This window comes from Nocardioides sp. NPDC006303, from assembly GCF_040613175.1.
Lineage (GTDB): Bacteria > Actinomycetota > Actinomycetes > Propionibacteriales > Nocardioidaceae > Nocardioides.
The window spans coordinates 53,447-68,027 of sequence record NZ_JBEXRR010000028.1 but is presented as its reverse complement, the minus strand read 5'-3'; the positions used below and the strand labels follow the sequence as shown (position 1 = coordinate 68,027).

At 70.4% G+C, this 14,581-nt stretch carries 15 protein-coding genes; 12 read left to right on the top strand and 3 right to left on the bottom strand.

Features of this window, described 5'->3' with window-relative positions:
* Positions 1 to 15: 15 nt before the first annotated feature.
* Entirely contained in the window at positions 16 to 1,437 is a 1,422-nt protein-coding gene (locus tag ABZY89_RS20225) for an MFS transporter (RefSeq protein ID WP_355230062.1), read from the bottom strand.
* A gap of 118 nt (positions 1,438 to 1,555) precedes the next feature.
* Between ABZY89_RS20225 and ABZY89_RS20220 the strand changes: the two genes are divergently transcribed.
* Positions 1,556 to 2,377, top strand: a complete 822-nt coding sequence (locus ABZY89_RS20220; protein WP_355230060.1) for a helix-turn-helix transcriptional regulator — start codon at positions 1,556 to 1,558, stop codon at positions 2,375 to 2,377.
* Here the strand turns inward: ABZY89_RS20220 and ABZY89_RS20215 are convergent.
* Positions 2,374 to 3,171 (bottom strand): helix-turn-helix domain-containing protein, encoded by a 798-nt coding sequence (locus ABZY89_RS20215; protein WP_355230058.1) that lies wholly within the window; start codon positions 3,169 to 3,171, stop codon positions 2,374 to 2,376. The genes ABZY89_RS20220 and ABZY89_RS20215 overlap by 4 nt on opposite strands.
* 63 nt (positions 3,172 to 3,234) lie before the next feature.
* Here ABZY89_RS20215 and ABZY89_RS20210 point away from each other — a divergent pair, with 63 nt between their 5' ends.
* Complete coding sequence (locus ABZY89_RS20210) at positions 3,235 to 3,708, top strand: DUF3224 domain-containing protein (RefSeq protein ID WP_350665545.1); 474 nt, start codon at positions 3,235 to 3,237, stop codon at positions 3,706 to 3,708.
* Here the strand turns inward: ABZY89_RS20210 and ABZY89_RS20205 are convergent.
* A complete protein-coding gene (locus ABZY89_RS20205; protein WP_355230056.1) occupies positions 3,693 to 4,370 on the bottom strand; it encodes a helix-turn-helix domain-containing protein in 678 nt (225 codons plus the stop codon). The two genes, ABZY89_RS20210 and ABZY89_RS20205, sit on opposite strands and share 16 nt — an antisense overlap.
* 190 nt (positions 4,371 to 4,560) lie before the next feature.
* Between ABZY89_RS20205 and ABZY89_RS20200 the strand changes: the two genes are divergently transcribed.
* The 10 genes from ABZY89_RS20200 to ABZY89_RS20155 all read left to right on the top strand — a co-directional run bounded on the left by ABZY89_RS20200 (position 4,561) and on the right by ABZY89_RS20155 (position 14,558).
* A complete protein-coding gene (locus tag ABZY89_RS20200; protein WP_355230054.1) occupies positions 4,561 to 5,382 on the top strand; it encodes a methyltransferase domain-containing protein in 822 nt (273 codons plus the stop codon).
* 72 nt (positions 5,383 to 5,454) lie between these two features.
* Positions 5,455 to 6,561, top strand: a complete 1,107-nt coding sequence (locus ABZY89_RS20195; protein WP_091051839.1) for a GuaB3 family IMP dehydrogenase-related protein — start codon at positions 5,455 to 5,457, stop codon at positions 6,559 to 6,561.
* Between the two features lie 305 nt (positions 6,562 to 6,866).
* Positions 6,867 to 7,622, top strand: coding sequence for an SDR family oxidoreductase (locus tag ABZY89_RS20190; protein WP_355230052.1), 756 nt, complete (start codon positions 6,867 to 6,869; stop codon positions 7,620 to 7,622).
* Positions 7,622 to 8,398, top strand: coding sequence for an SDR family oxidoreductase (locus ABZY89_RS20185; protein WP_355230050.1), 777 nt, complete (start codon positions 7,622 to 7,624; stop codon positions 8,396 to 8,398). The genes ABZY89_RS20190 and ABZY89_RS20185 overlap by 1 nt, the downstream gene beginning before the upstream one ends.
* Positions 8,395 to 9,378, top strand: coding sequence for an NADPH:quinone oxidoreductase family protein (locus ABZY89_RS20180; RefSeq protein ID WP_355230048.1), 984 nt, complete (start codon positions 8,395 to 8,397; stop codon positions 9,376 to 9,378). Before ABZY89_RS20185 ends, ABZY89_RS20180 begins: the two co-directional genes overlap by 4 nt.
* Positions 9,375 to 10,010 (top strand): HAD family phosphatase, encoded by a 636-nt coding sequence (locus ABZY89_RS20175; RefSeq protein ID WP_355230046.1) that lies wholly within the window; start codon positions 9,375 to 9,377, stop codon positions 10,008 to 10,010. The genes ABZY89_RS20180 and ABZY89_RS20175 overlap by 4 nt, the downstream gene beginning before the upstream one ends.
* A complete protein-coding gene (locus tag ABZY89_RS20170; RefSeq protein ID WP_355230044.1) occupies positions 10,007 to 11,041 on the top strand; it encodes a phosphotransferase family protein in 1,035 nt (344 codons plus the stop codon). Before ABZY89_RS20175 ends, ABZY89_RS20170 begins: the two co-directional genes overlap by 4 nt.
* A 3-nt stretch (positions 11,042 to 11,044) precedes the next feature.
* Positions 11,045 to 12,277, top strand: a complete 1,233-nt coding sequence (locus ABZY89_RS20165; RefSeq protein ID WP_355230043.1) for an acyl-CoA dehydrogenase family protein — start codon at positions 11,045 to 11,047, stop codon at positions 12,275 to 12,277.
* The gene (locus tag ABZY89_RS20160; protein ID WP_355230042.1) at positions 12,274 to 13,461 is read left to right on the top strand and encodes an acyl-CoA dehydrogenase family protein; all 1,188 of its coding nucleotides are present in this window, start codon (positions 12,274 to 12,276) and stop codon (positions 13,459 to 13,461) included. The genes ABZY89_RS20165 and ABZY89_RS20160 overlap by 4 nt, the downstream gene beginning before the upstream one ends.
* Complete coding sequence (locus ABZY89_RS20155) at positions 13,458 to 14,558, top strand: acyl-CoA dehydrogenase family protein (RefSeq protein ID WP_355230041.1); 1,101 nt, start codon at positions 13,458 to 13,460, stop codon at positions 14,556 to 14,558. Before ABZY89_RS20160 ends, ABZY89_RS20155 begins: the two co-directional genes overlap by 4 nt.
* Positions 14,559 to 14,581 lie beyond the last annotated feature (23 nt).

Here is a 14,581-nt window from a genome sequence, read left to right as displayed (position 1 = left end):
ACTGACTTCATCAACTTAGTGTGGAGAGTTTCGGAGGATGGACCGCGCCCGGGGCAGCCCGACGGCCACGAGCAGCGCCGCGACCAGGACCAGGACCGCGTTGACCGCGATCGCCACCTGGAGTGCCCCGAGCGAGGCGACTCCGCCGGCGGCGGTGGCGACGGTGGACATGATCGGGATGCCGAGCGCGATCGCGACCTGCTGGGTCATCATCGCCAGCCCGGTGGCCAGGCCCTGCTCGTGGTCGGGGAGTCCGGAGGTCGCCGCGACCATGAACCCGACGATCGCGGCGACGTGGCCGATGGCGCCGATGAAGTTCATCAGGCCGATGAACCACAGCCAGCCGACCGAGGGCCCGATCAGCACGAGTGCGCCGGTCGTGACCGCCTGGATCGCGAGCCCGCCCGCCATGGTGTTGCGTACGCCGAAGGCCTCGATCACCCGCGAGCCGACGGATCCGCCGATGATCGCCCCGGCCCCCATCGCGACGAGCATCAGCCCGGTCTGCAGGGCGTCCAGGCCGAGGACGTGCTGGAGATACATCGTCAGCACGAAGACCAGCGACGACTCGAAGGCGAAGGTCGCGAAGCCGGCGATGTTGCCGAAGCCGATGGTGCGGCGGGTGAGGATGTGCAGCGGCACCAGCGGGTGCGGGTGCGTGGACTCGGCCCGCCAGAACGCGACCAGCAGCACCACCGCGACGCCGATCGCGGCCAGCCCCCACACGTCGGCGATGCCCGCCTCCCCCAGGCGGGTCGCGCCGTAGACCAGCGCGAGCAGCCCGGACGTCACCAGTACAGCGCCCGGAAGGTCGAGCCGCGACCGCTCCCGGTCGGCGGAGTCACGCAGCACGAACGGCGCGACGGCGACCACCAGCAACGCGATCGGCACGTTGACCAGGAACGCCCAGCGCCACGACAGCAGATCGGTGAGTACGCCACCCAGCACCGCCCCGGCGGTGAACCCGGTCGACATCACCACGCTGTTCAGCCCCAGAGCACGCTGGCGCAGCGGCCCCTCCGGGAAAGAGACGGTGAGCAAGGAGAGCGCCGCAGGGGTGACCGCAGCGGTCGCGAGACCCTGGGCGACCCGGGCCGTCAGCAGCAGCTCGGGTGAGGTGGCGACCCCGCCGAGCAGCGAGGCTGCGCCCAGCGCGACCATGCCGATCAGGAAGACCCGCCGCCGGCCGACGTAGTCGCCGATCCGGCCGAAGAGCAGCGTGAACCCGGCCGCGCACAGTGCGAAGGCGGTCGCGATCCACTGCACGTCGGCCTCGGCGAAGCCGAGGCTGGCGCCGACGGTCGGCAGCGCCACGTTGAGGATCGAGAAGTCGACGGTGAGGGTGAACTGGGAGGCGAGCAGCAGCAGGAGCACCAGCAGCTGTCCGCGAGTCATGGCGGCCGGGCGTACTGGCTCGGCCTGCGTAGTGAGGGTCATGACATCAACGCTCTGGCAGATGACGTACGCCAGCCAGACACCTGTCCTGCCACCCACCCGCGTGCCTGTCACTGACAGGGTCAGGAAGAAATCGCGGCGCGGCCGCACTATAGGAACCATGACGACCGAGCTCGGAGAGTTCCTGCGCAGCCGCCGGGCGGCGATCAGTCCCGAAGACGCCGGGCTGGTGTCCTACGGCGCCCGCCGTGTCCCAGGGCTGAGGCGTGAGGAACTCGCGATGCTGGCCGGCGTCTCGCCGACCTACTACACGCGGCTCGAGCAGGCCGACCACCACAACGCCTCCGACTCGGTGATCGACTCGCTCGCCCGGGCGCTGCGGCTGAGTGCGGAGGAGCACGACCACCTGCGTCGCCTGGCGCGCCCCGGGACCGCCGCGCCGGCCCGCTACCGCGTCGAGCGGCCCCGGCCGAGCACGGTGCGGCTGATCAATGCCACGCCCGGCCCGGCGCTGCTGATCGACCACCGCAACGACGTGCTCGCCTGGAACCGGCTCGGCCACCTGCTGATCGCTCCCGAGCTGCCTTACGAGCAGCCCGAGGACGTCGAGAACCGGCCCAACCTGACCCGGCGGTTCTTCCTCGAGCCCGGGGGTCGCGACCTGTGGGTGGAGCAGGCCGCCACCGCCTACTCCCACGTGGGCTTCATGCGCTACTCCTCCGGCCTCCACCCCGACGACCACCTGCTCAGCTGCCTGGTCGGCGAGCTGACCCAGAAGAGCGACGAGTTCGCCGAGCTGTGGGCGCAGCACCCGGTCAACGACTGCGGCTACGGCGTCAAGAAGTTCCAGCACCCGCTCGTCGGGCGCTTCGACCTCGAGTACGAGGCGCCGGTGATGCCCGAGACCAGCCACCGGATGTGCCTCTACCACGCCGAGCCGGGCAGCCCCGCGGCCGACGCTCTCGAGCTCCTAGCTCGCTAGAGGTCCTTCGCGTAGGTCGCCGGGGGAGCGCCGACGACGTCCCGGAACGTACGCACCAGGTGGGCCTGGTCGCTGAAGTCCAGCTCCGCGGCGACCGCGGCCCAGTCGACGTCGCCGGAATGGGCGCGGGCGGCGACCTCGAGCACGCGGAACCGCTGCACGACCCACTTCGGGCCGATCCCGACGTACTCGCTGAACAGGCGCTGCAGCGACCGAAGGCTCACGCCGGCACGGTCGGCGAGCTGCTCGGCCCGGGTGATCGAGCGGTCGTCCTCGGCGAGGGTCGCCCAGCGGCGTACGTCCTCGGCGACCGGGTCCGAGGGGAGGCCGACCTCCAGGAGGTAGGACTCCATCGCGGCAGCCATCTCCGCCGGGTCCGTCGAGGTGAGGATCCGCTCGGCCGCCGGCCGGTCGTCGAGATCGAGCAGGTCCTGAGCGGGGACGACCTGGTCGGCGATGGCGCTGACCCGGCTGCCGAGCACCGGGCGGAAGAGGCCGGGCAGGAACGAGACACCGAGCGTGTGGCCGCGGCCGGTCAGATGCCGGATGAACGGGCGCCGGCCGATCCCGTGCACCAGCAGCCGGCCCTGCTCGGCGGCGACGTGGATCCGCGGCTGCGGGATGACCTGCTGATCGTGCGGGTGCTCGAGCTCCCAGCCGACGTACCAGTGATAGTCCACGTGTCCCGCCAGCTCTGGTGAGACCGCGAACCGCTCGGTGTTGATCGTCCGGGCCGCCGTCACCGGGCGCACGATCGCGTCGGGATAGCCCCTGCCCTCGGTGTCGTCGGCCATGCCGCCAACGATATGGCGCGTTCCTTCAATCCCGCGTCCCTGTTTCCGGAGCAGGCTGGAGCCATGACCGAACAGACCACTGACAAGACCTACGGCAACAAGGCGAGCACCACGATGACCGTCGCGCGCTGGCACGAGGCGGCCTACGTCGACATCGACGGCGAGGGCACCAAGATGGGCGACGACGTCTACATCCCCCACCGCGGCCTGACCACCGCCGAGACCGACTACACCTACGCCGGCGAGATCCAGGGCACGGGCGTCGCGCGGATGATCGGCGCCTACGGCAACCCCGCCGGCGGCGCGGTCTTCGAGGCGTACGAGCAGTTCACCGGCTCCATCGCCGGCCAGGAGGGCTCGTGCGTGTGGCGGATCAGCGGGACGTACGCCGACGCCACCGTCCGCTCCCACCTCACCGTCATCCCCGGCCTCGGCACCGGCGGCCTCGAAGGCCTCGTCGGCGAGGCCGACATGGTCCTCTCCGAGGAGGGCGGCGGCGAGGCGTACGGCTTCGTCCTCTCCTACGACTGGAGCTGAACTCGTCCCGCGTCGACCCGGGGGCGGGGGACCCGGGCGGCGGAGGACTGGCCGAGCCAGGAGGGCAGGGCGTGGCGTACTTCCTGGGCGGCGGCGATGGAGACCATCTCGGTGCGGAGCGCCATCGGCCAGGCGAGGTCGCCACGCCAGATCTCGGTGAGCGTACGCAGGCTGGCGGTGAGCCGCGCGTCGACCTCGAACCCGGGGTCGAAGTCGCAGACCTCGGCCTGGTCGGCGGCCACCATCAGCCACCAGCGGGCGACCTTCGGGTCGACGTCGGTGAGCCGGAACTCGACCACCGTGCGCTGCTCCGGCCACACGTCGATCGGGATCGTGCGGCGCATGTCCCACAGGAGCAGGTGGGGATCGAGGTCGGCCTGGCCCAGCGAGCCGACCCAGCGCGCACCCCACTCGTTGAGCGCGGTGACGACCGTGGCGAGCTCCTCGCCGCTGGCGGTGAGGTGGTAGGAGGTCCGCTGCCCCTCGCCGCGCCGCTGGATGATGCCCGCTCGCTCCAGGGTCCGCAGGCGCTTGGAGAGCAGGGCGGGCGACATCTTGGGCACGCCCCGGCGCAGCTCGTTGAAGTGGGTACTGCCGAGCAGAAGCTCGCGTACGACGAGCAGCGTCCACCGCTCGTCGAGCACCTCCATGGCTTTCGCCATCGGACAGAACTGGCCGTATCCCGCCATTGGACCGCCTCCCCCTTGTGCAGCCCGAGATCCCTGTCCGTTCAGTAGACCCCTATCGGTGGCGGGCGGCAAGTACAGATAAGGAACTATCCGCGGTCGCGGCGCGGGGGCGATGCTGGAGGCTCCAGATCTCCTCTCGGGTCAGACGTCCGTGGAGGAAACCATGACCGCAACACCCGTCCAGCCAGACCTGAAGGCCCGCCACCGTGCGATGTGGGGCCTCGGGAACTATGCCCGGGTCGCCGACGAGCTCATTCCCGAGCTCGGCCAGGTGATCGTCGAGGCCTGCGAGATCGGGTCGGGCGACCGCGTACTCGACATCGCCGCCGGCACCGGGAACGCCGCCATCCCCGCCGCCCTCGCCGGCGCGGACGTGACCGCGAGCGACCTGACGCCCGAGCTGCTCGAGGTCGGCCAGGCCCGGGCATCGAGTGAGACAGGTGCCGACTCGATCACCTGGCGCGTCGCCGATGCCGAGGCGCTGCCGTTCGACGACGCCGCCTTCGACGTCGTGATGTCCTGCGTCGGCATCATGTTCGCGCCGTTCCACGAGAAGGCCGCGGCCGAGCTGCTCCGGGTCGTCCGGCCGGGTGGTCGGATCGGCCTGGTCAGTTGGACGCCGGAGGGCTTCATCGGCCAGATGTTCGCGACGATGAAGCCGTTCATGGCGCCGCCGCCCGAGGGCGCGCAGCCGCCGCCGCGATGGGGCGACGAGACCCACGTACGCGGCCTGCTGGGCGACCAGGTGACCTCCGTCCAGGCCGAGAAGCGGATGGTCGGCATCGACTCGTTCGAGACCGGCGCGGAGTTCCGTGACTTCTTCAAGGCCTGCTACGGGCCGACGATCGTCGCCTATCGCGGGATCGCCGAGGACGCCGCGCGGACGGCGGAGCTCGACGCCGCGCTCGCCGAGCTGGGGGACCGCTATGTCACGGCCGGGGTGATGAAGTGGGAGTACCTGCTGCTGACCGCGGTGCGTAGCTAGCCTGGTCGTGCGTGTGGCTCGGTGCGTGTGGCCTTTCCGGTCTCGATCCGGTCCCGTGGAACAATCCGTCATGTGACTGAGATCGAGATCGGCCGGGCCAAGCGAGCACGACGGGCGTACGCCTTCGACGACGTGGCGATCGTGCCGTCCCGGCGCACCCGTGACACCACCGAGGTGAGCACCGACTGGCAGATCGACGCCTACCGCTTCGACATCCCGCTGATCGCGGCGCCGATGGATTCGGTGATGTCGCCCTCGACCGCGATCGCGATGGGCAAGCTCGGCGGCCTCGGGGTGCTCAACCTCGAGGGCGTGTGGACCCGGTACGACGACCCGCAGCCGCTGCTCGACGAGCTGGCCGAGCTGAGCGGTGTCGACGCGACCCGGCGTCTGCAGGAGATCTACGAGGCCCCGATCCGGGCCGAGCTGATCACCGAGCGGCTGCGTGAGGTGCGCGCCTCAGGCGTCACCGTGGCCGGGGCGCTTTCCCCGCAGCGTACGAAGGAGTTCGCCAAGGCCGTCGTCGACGCCGGCGTCGACCTCTTCGTCATCCGTGGCACCACGGTCTCGGCCGAGCACGTCTCCTCGCAGGCCGAGCCGCTCAACCTCAAGGAGTTCATCTACGAGCTCGACGTGCCGGTGATCGTCGGCGGGTGCGCGACCTACCAGGCCGCCCTCCACCTGATGCGCACCGGCGCGGCCGGCGTCCTCGTCGGCTTCGGCGGCGGTGCGGCGCACACGACCCGGACCGTGCTCGGCGTGGCCGTGCCGATGGCCTCCGCGGTGGCCGACGTCGCCGCCGCGCGACGCGACTACCTGGACGAGTCCGGCGGCCGCTACGTCCACGTCATCGCCGACGGCGCCGTCGGCCGCTCCGGCGACATCGCCAAGGCGATCGCCTGCGGTGCCGACGCGGTCATGGTCGGATCGCCTTTCGCTCGTGCCACCGACGCCCCCGGCAAGGGATTCCACTGGGGCAACGAGGCCCACCACGCCGACCTGCCCCGCGGCGAGCGCGTCGCCTTCGAGCCCGTCGGCACCTTCGAGGAGGTCCTCTTCGGTCCTTCGCACGTCGCCAACGGCACCATGAACCTCGTCGGCGCCCTCAAGCGCGCCATGGCCACCACCGGCTACACCGACCTCAAGGAGTTCCAGCGGATCGAGGTTGTCGTCGGCTGACGATCGAGTCCTCGGTTCTGGCGAGCCGAATCCGCAGTTGTGGGTGACGAAACTGTCGTTTCGTCACCCACAACGGCGTTTTCGCCGCCGAGGCGTCACTTCTGCAGGCCGAGTGGTCACGACCGTGCCAACTCGACCTGCATAAGTGACGTCTCGGCCTGCAGAACTGACGTCTCGGCCGACGTACCTGACTTCTCGGCATTGCTTGGACGCCGACCTTCCATGTTCTTGGGCTACCCCGTAGAGTGACCGCTGTCACCACCTAAGCAAGCGCTTAGATTAGCCGAGCACACGAGGGAATGAGCATGTCGAGGTTCGAGGGACGTACGGCGATCATCACCGGGGCCAGCCGGGGCATCGGTCTGGGCATCGCCCAGCGGCTGGTGGACGAGGGGGCGAAGGTCGTCATCACGGCGCGCAAGCCCGAGGCGCTGGCGGAGGCGGTCGAGGGGCTGGGCGGCAAGGAAGTGGCCCTCGGCATCGCCGGCAAGGCCGACGACCCCGGCCACCAGGAGGAGGTCGTCAAGGCTGCGATCGACACCTTCGGCAGCGCCGACCTGCTGGTCAACAACGCCGGCATCAACCCGAAGGCCGGCGGCCTGATCGACATGGACCGCGAGTCGGCCCGCAAGACCGTCGAGGTCAACTGCCTCTCGCCGATCGGCTGGACCCAGCAGGTCTGGCGGGGGTGGATGTCCGAGCACGGCGGTGCGATCGTCAACATCTCCTCGGTGGCCGGCCTGGCCCCGACCCCGCTGATCGCGACGTACGGCGCGAGCAAGGCGATGCTCAGCTACATCACCCAGGAGCTGTCGGTCGAGCTCGGCCCGAAGGTACGCGTCAACGCGATCCTCCCGGCCGTGGTGAAGACGAAGTTCGCAGAGCTCCTCTACGAGGGCCGCGAGCAGGAGGTCTCGGCGGCCTACCCGCTCAAGCGCCTCGGCACCCCGGAGGACATCGCGGGCGTCGCCTCGTTCCTCCTCTCCGAGGACGCCGGCTGGATGACGGGCCAGCTCGTCACCGTGGACGGCGGCCTCACCCTCGCCGGCGGACGCGTCTGATGGCCCCGGCCCCAGGCAGCACCGCCGTCGTCACCGGCGCCGCGGGCGGGATCGGCCGTGCCCTCGCCGCCCGTCTCGTCGCCGAGGGCGTCCGCGTCGTGGTCAACGACATCGACGACGTACGCCTGACGGAGACGGCGAAGGAGATCGGCGCCCACCCGGTGGCAGGTGACGCGGCTTCGGTCGAGGGCGTGGCCCGCCTCGTCGAGGCGGCGAAGGACCACCTCGGCCAGATCGACGCGTGGTACGGAAATGCCGGCATCGACCGTGGCATCGGCCTGGACTGCCCCGAGGAGGACTGGCAGGCGTCGCACGAGGTCAACGTGATGGCCCACGTCCGGGCGGCGCGGCTCCTCGTCCCCGACTGGGTCGAGCGGAAGTCCGGTCGCTACGTGGTGACGGCGAGCGCCGCGGGGCTGCTGATGATGGTCGGTACGCCGACCTACTCGGTCACCAAGCACGCCGCGGTCGCCTTCGCGGAGTGGCTCTCGGCGACCTACCGCCATCACGGGATCGTCGTCCAGGCGATCTGCCCGCAGGGCGTACAGACCGGGATGCTCGAGCGATCGGGACCGATGGCGGGCCTGCTCAGCCGAGACGGAGCGCTGACGCCCGAGCAGGTCGCCGACGCGGCCTGGGAGGCGACGAGCGATGACCGCTTCCTGGTGCTGCCGCACCCGGAGGTGGGCGACTACTACGCCGCGCGCGCCACGCAGACCGACAAGTGGCTCGGCGGGATGAATCGACTCTGGCAGCACGTGGAAGGACAGGTATGAAGGCGTGGCGGATCAGCTCGCTCGGCGAGCCCAAGGACGTGATGCGACTCGAGGAGGTGCCCGACCCGACCCCCGGGGCCGGACAGCTCGTCGTGAAGGTACTGGCCAGCCCCGCCAACTTCCCGGACGTCCTGATGGCCCGAGGTCTCTACCAGGTCAAGCCCGAGCTGCCGTTCACCGCGGGCGTCGAGCTGTGCGGTGAGGTCGTCGCGCTCGGCGAAGGCATCGACGGGTTCCAGGTCGGGGACCGCGTGATCGGCGGCGGATCGCTGCCGTACGGCGGCTTCGGCGAGCTCGCGCTGATGGAGGCCGCGACCACGTTCCCGGCTCCGGAGGCGCTCACCGACGCCGAGGCGTCGAGCCTCTACATCGGCTACCAGACCGGCTGGTTCGCGCTCCACCGCCGCGCCCACATCCAGCCCGGCGAGACGCTGCTCGTGCACGCCGCCGCGGGCGGGGTCGGCAGCGCCGCGATCCAGCTCGGCAAGGCCGCCGGGGCCACCGTGATCGGTGTCGTCGGCGGGCCGGAGAAGGCCGCGGTCGCGAAGCAGCTCGGCGCGGACGTGGTCATCGACCGCCACACCGAGGACTTCGTGAAGGTGGTCAAGGAGGTCACCGGCGGCAAGGGCGCCGACGTGATCTACGACCCGGTCGGCGGCGACACCTACGACCGCTCCACCAAGTGCATCGCCTTCGAGGGCCGGATCCTGATCATCGGCTTCGCCGGCGGGCGCATCCAGGAGGCAGCGCTCAACCACTCGCTGATCAAGAACTACTCGATCGTCGGGCTCCACTGGGGCCTCTACAACGCGCTCGCGCCCGACCTGGTCGCCGAGTGCCACCGCGAGCTCACCCGGATGGCGGCCGAGGGCTCGATCAAGCCGCTGGTCAGCGAGGAGCTGTCCCTGGACGAGGTGGCCGATGGCGTACAGCGCCTTGCCGACGGCACCACCGTCGGACGGGTCGTGTACGTCGCATGAAGGCTGTCATCTTCGACTACGGCGGGGTGCTGACCACGCCCATCGGCGACTCGATCCGGGCCTGGCTGGAGGCTGACGGCATCAAGCCGGAGAGCTTCACGAAGGTGCTCAAGGAGTGGCTGGGTCGCTACGCCGACGCCGGCACCCCGATCCACCGCCTCGAGCTCGGCGAGCTCTCGGTCAAGGAGTTCGACACGCTCCTGGCCGCTCGCCTGGAGACGTACGACGGCAGCCCGGTCCATCCCGAGGGCGTCCTGTCCCGGCTCTTCGCCGGGATGCGGCCCAACCCGGAGATGTTCGCGCTGGCCGAGGAGCTCCGCGACGCCGGGATCCGGCTGGCCCTGCTCTCCAACAGCTGGGGCAACTTCTACCCTCGCAAGCAGGTCGACGCGCTGTTCGAGGTGGTGGTGATCTCCGAGGAGGTCGCGATGCGGAAGCCGGAGGCACCGATCTTCGACCGCACCCTGAGCAAGCTCGGCCTCCCGGCCGAGGAGTGCCTCTTCATCGACGACGCAGAGCCCAACGTCCTCGGCGCCCGGGCGGTCGGTCTCGACGCACTGCTGCACACAGACCCGGCGAGCACCCGCGCAGCGCTCGCCCGAATGATTCCCACACTCGGAGGTGCCGCGTGACGACCGAACCGCTGCCCGGACTCGACCTGGACCGGCTCGGCCCCTGGCTGGCCAAGAACGTGACAGGCGCCGGAGAAGAGCTGAGCGCGACCCACATCTCCGGAGGCAAGTCCAACCTGACGTACGCCGTCTCCGACGGCACCCACGAGTGGATCGTCCGGCGCCCACCGCTGGGGCACGTGCTCGCCACCGCGCACGACATGAAGCGTGAGCACACGGTGATCACGGCGCTGCGCGACACCGACGTGCCGGTGCCGCACACCTACGCGTTCTGCGACGACGAGGAGGTGCTCGGGGCGCCGTTCTACGTGATGGAGAAGGTCGACGGACGGCCCTACCGCTATGCCCGCGAGCTCGAGCCGCTCGGTGCCGAGCGCACCCGGGCGATCTCGGAGCAGCTCATCGACGTGATGGCCTCGCTGCACGCGGTCGACCCGGCCGCGGTCGGGCTGAGCGAGTTCGGCCGCCCCGAAGGGTTCCTGTCGCGGCAGGTCAGGCGCTGGAAGAAGCAGCTCGACGCGTCGTACTCCCGCGACCTCCCCGCAGCCGACGAGCTCCACGCGCTGCTGGAGGCGCGGGTGGGTGCCGCCGAGGCCGCCTCGACGGGGCCGGGGATCGTGCACGGCGACTACCGGCTCGACAACGTGCTGACCTCCGCCGACGACCAGATCAAGGCCGTCGTCGACTGGGAGATGGCCACGCTCGGCGACCCGGTCACCGACCTGGCGATCCTGCTCACCTACCAGCGGATGGCCACGGTCTCCGGCGACGGCACCGTGACCGACGTCAGCAACGCACCCGGCTGGCTCTCCGAGGACGAGATCATCGCCCGCTACGACGCGGCCAGCCCGCGCGACCTGAGCGAGTTCGGCTTCTACCTCGGCCTCGCCGCCTACAAGCTCGCCGCGATCCTCGAGGGGATCCACTACCGCTACCTCAAGGGCCAGACCGTAGGGCCCGGATTCGACAAGATCGGGGACGGGATCCACCCGCTCCTGGACATGGGACTGTCTGCAATGAAGGAGAAGTGACGCATGGATTTCGCACCCGACGCCAGGACCGAGGAGCTCGTCGCCTCGGTATGGGACTTCCAGAAGACGTACGTCGAGCCGAACGAGGCCGTCTTCTCCGAGCAGCTCGCGGCCCAGGACGACAAGTGGGCCTGGGACAGCGTCCCTGTCCTCGGCGAGATCCGTGCCGAGGCCCGCAAGCGCGGCCTGTGGAACCTCTTCCTGCCCGGTGAGGGTGGGGCCGGCCTGACCAACCTGCAGTACGCCCCGCTGGCCGAGATCACCGGCCGCAGCCACCTCGCGCCGGCCGCGTTCAACTGTGCCGCGCCCGACACCGGCAACATGGAGGTGCTGCACGACTTCGGCAACGAGGCGCAGCAGAAGGAGTGGCTGGAGCCGCTCCTGGACGGGCAGATCCGCAGCGCCTTCGCGATGACCGAGCCGGCCGTCGCCTCCTCCGACGCGACCAACATCGAGACCTCGATCGTGCTCGACGGCGACGAGTACGTCATCAACGGCCGCAAGTGGTGGATCACCGGCGCGATGAACCCGAACGCGAAGATCCTCATCGTGATGGGCAAGACCGACCCGTCCGCCGAGCGCCACAAGCAGCAGTCGATGATCCTGGTGCCCCGCGACACCCCGGGCCTCACGATCAAGCGCGGCATGGAGGTCTTCGGCTACGACGACCACGACCACGGTGGCCACGCCGAGCTGATCTTCTCCGACGTACGCGTTCCGGCGGGCAATCTCATCGGGACCGAGGGCATGGGGTTCGCGATCGCGCAGGCGCGCTTGGGCCCCGGTCGCATCCATCACTGCATGCGCTCCATCGGTCTGGCCGAGCGGGCGATCGAGCTGATGTGTGCCCGGGTCGAGGAGCGGGTCGCCTTCGGCAAGCCGCTCTCCGAGCAGGGCGTGATCCGTGACTGGATCGCCGAGTCGCGGGTGCGGATCGAGCAGCTGCGGCTCCTCGTCCTCAAGACCGCCTGGCTGATGGACACGGTCGGCAACAAGGGCGCCCACACCGAGATCCAGGCGATCAAGATCGCCACCCCGGCGACCGTCCAGTGGATCCTCGACAAGGCGATCCAGGCCCACGGTGCCGGTGGTCTCTCCCAGGACTTCCCGCTGGCCAAGTCGTACGCCGGCATCCGCACGCTGCGGTTCGCCGACGGCCCCGACGAGGTGCACAAGAACGCCCTGGCCAAGGCCGAGCTGCGCAAGCAGGCCGCGCGACGAGAGGGGCGGCAGTGACTCCGGACGAGCTGCGCGGCCGGGTAGAGGAGTTCCTGGCCGAGCACCCGGTCGCGACAACCGAGCCGAGCGCGTTCCTGCACGCCCGCTACCAGGCTGGGCTGGCGTGGGTCGCGTTCCCCGAGGGCCATGGCGGTCTCGGCGCCTCCCGCGCCCTGCAGCCGCTGGTGTCCGACCTCTTCGATGCGGCCGGTGCCCCCGATAACAACCCGCGACGCAACGGGATCGGGCTCGGCATGGCCGCGCCGACGATCCTGGCCTACGGCACCCCGGAGCAGAAGTCTCGCTTCCTGGAGCCGCTGTGGTGCGGCGAGGAGATCTGGTGCCAGCTCTTCTCCGAGCCCGGCGCCGGCTCCGACCTCGCCGGCCTGGCGACTCGGGCCGTCCTCGACGGTGACGAGTGGGTCGTCAACGGGCAGAAGGTGTGGACCTCGGGCGCCCACAACGCCGACTTCGCGATCCTCGTCGCCCGCACCGATCCGGACGTCCCGAAACATCGCGGTCTGACCTACTTCTTGTGCGATATGCACGATCCGGGGGTCGAGGTGCGGCCGCTGCGCCAGATCACCGGCGAGGCGGAGTTCAACGAGGTCTTCCTGACCGATGTGCGGATCCCTGACGCCCACCGCCTCGGTGCGGTCGGGCAGGGATGGGAGGTCGCCAACGCCACCCTCAACAACGAGCGTGTCGCCATCGGTGGCGCCGCCATGCCCCGCGAGGGCGGGATGCTCGGCGTGGTCGCCGAGTCGTGGCGTACGCATCCGGAGAACCACACCCCGGAGCTGCGCGACCGACTGCTGAGGCTGTGGGTCGAGTCGGAGGTGGCCCGGCTGACCGGAGCGCGGCTGCGGCAGAAGCTGGCCGTCGGCCAGCCCGGGCCCGAGGGGTCGGCGATGAAGCTGACCTTCGCCAAGGTCAACCAGCAGCTCACCGGGCTCGATCTGGAGCTGCGCGGCGAGGAGGGCCTTCGCTACGAGGACGGCGACGGCTGGGCGATGGTCCGGCCCGAGCACGTCGACTTCGGCGGCCGCGACGCCGTCTATCGCTACCTGCGCGCCAAGGGCAACTCCATCGAGGGCGGCACCTCGGAGATCCTGCGCAACATCGTGGCCGAGCGAGTCCTCGGTCTCCCCGGGGAGCACCGGGTCGACAAGGACGTTTCCTGGAAGGAGATCCCGCGATGAGCAGCACTGTGCCCACCTCTGAGGTCGAACTGCTCGACAACGAGCTCGATGCCGACCTGCGTGCCACGGTCAGGTCGTTCCTGGCCGAGCACTGCGCGCCGGCCGACGTGGTCAAGGCGTACGACGGGGACAGCTCCCTCACCCCAGTCCTCTGGAAGGGGCTCGCCAGCGAGCTCGGGCTCGCGGGGCTGCTGATCCCGGAGTCGTACGGTGGTGCCGGTGCATCCGCCCGCGAGGCCGCTGTGGTCCTGGAGGAGCTGGGCCGGGCGGTTGCCCCGGTGCCGTTCCTGACCAGCTCCGTCGTCGCGACCTCGGTCCTGCTGGCCGGGCCCACCGAGGCCGGTGCGGAGCTGCTGGCCGGACTGGCGTCGGGGGAGCGCACCGCGGCCCTGGCCGTGTCGCTCGCGACCACGACCGTCCAGCCGTTGGAGCCCGTCGAGACTGAGATCCGGTCGGTCGCCGGCGCCCTGGAGGCGGACACGCTCCTGGTGCCGGTGAGGACGCTCGACGGCATCGAGATCCGGGCCGTCCCCGCGGACCGGGCGACGATCGCCCCGGTGAGCTCGCTCGACATGACCCGCCAGCTCGCCGACGTCACCCTCGACCCGGCCGCGGGCGAGGTGGTCGTGGCCGCTGAGCACGGTGCCGAGGGCGTACGTTCCGGTCTGCTGGCCGGGGCCGCGCTGATGGCCTCCGAGCAGGTCGGGGTGGCGCAGTGGTGCCTGACCACGACGGTGGAGTATCTGAAGGTCCGGCGGCAGTTCGGCCGGATCGTCGGTGGCTACCAGGCGCTCAAGCACCGGCTCGCCGACCTCTACACCAACGTCGAAGGTGCCGGCGCCGCTGCGCGCTACGCCGCAGGCGCGCTGGCTCTCGGAGACGCGAAGGAGACCGAGATCGCGACCCATGTCGCCGCCGCGTACTGCGGTGATCTGGCCGTCACCGCGGCCGAGGAGGCGGTGCAGCTGCACGGCGGCATCGGCATGACGTGGGAGCACCCCGCCCACCTCTACCTGAAGCGCGCCAAGGCCGACCAGATCGCGTACGGCCTCCCCGGCCTCCATCGCGACCGTCTGGGGGCCCTGGTCGACATCTGATGCCGAGCCGTCACGCCGGTCGG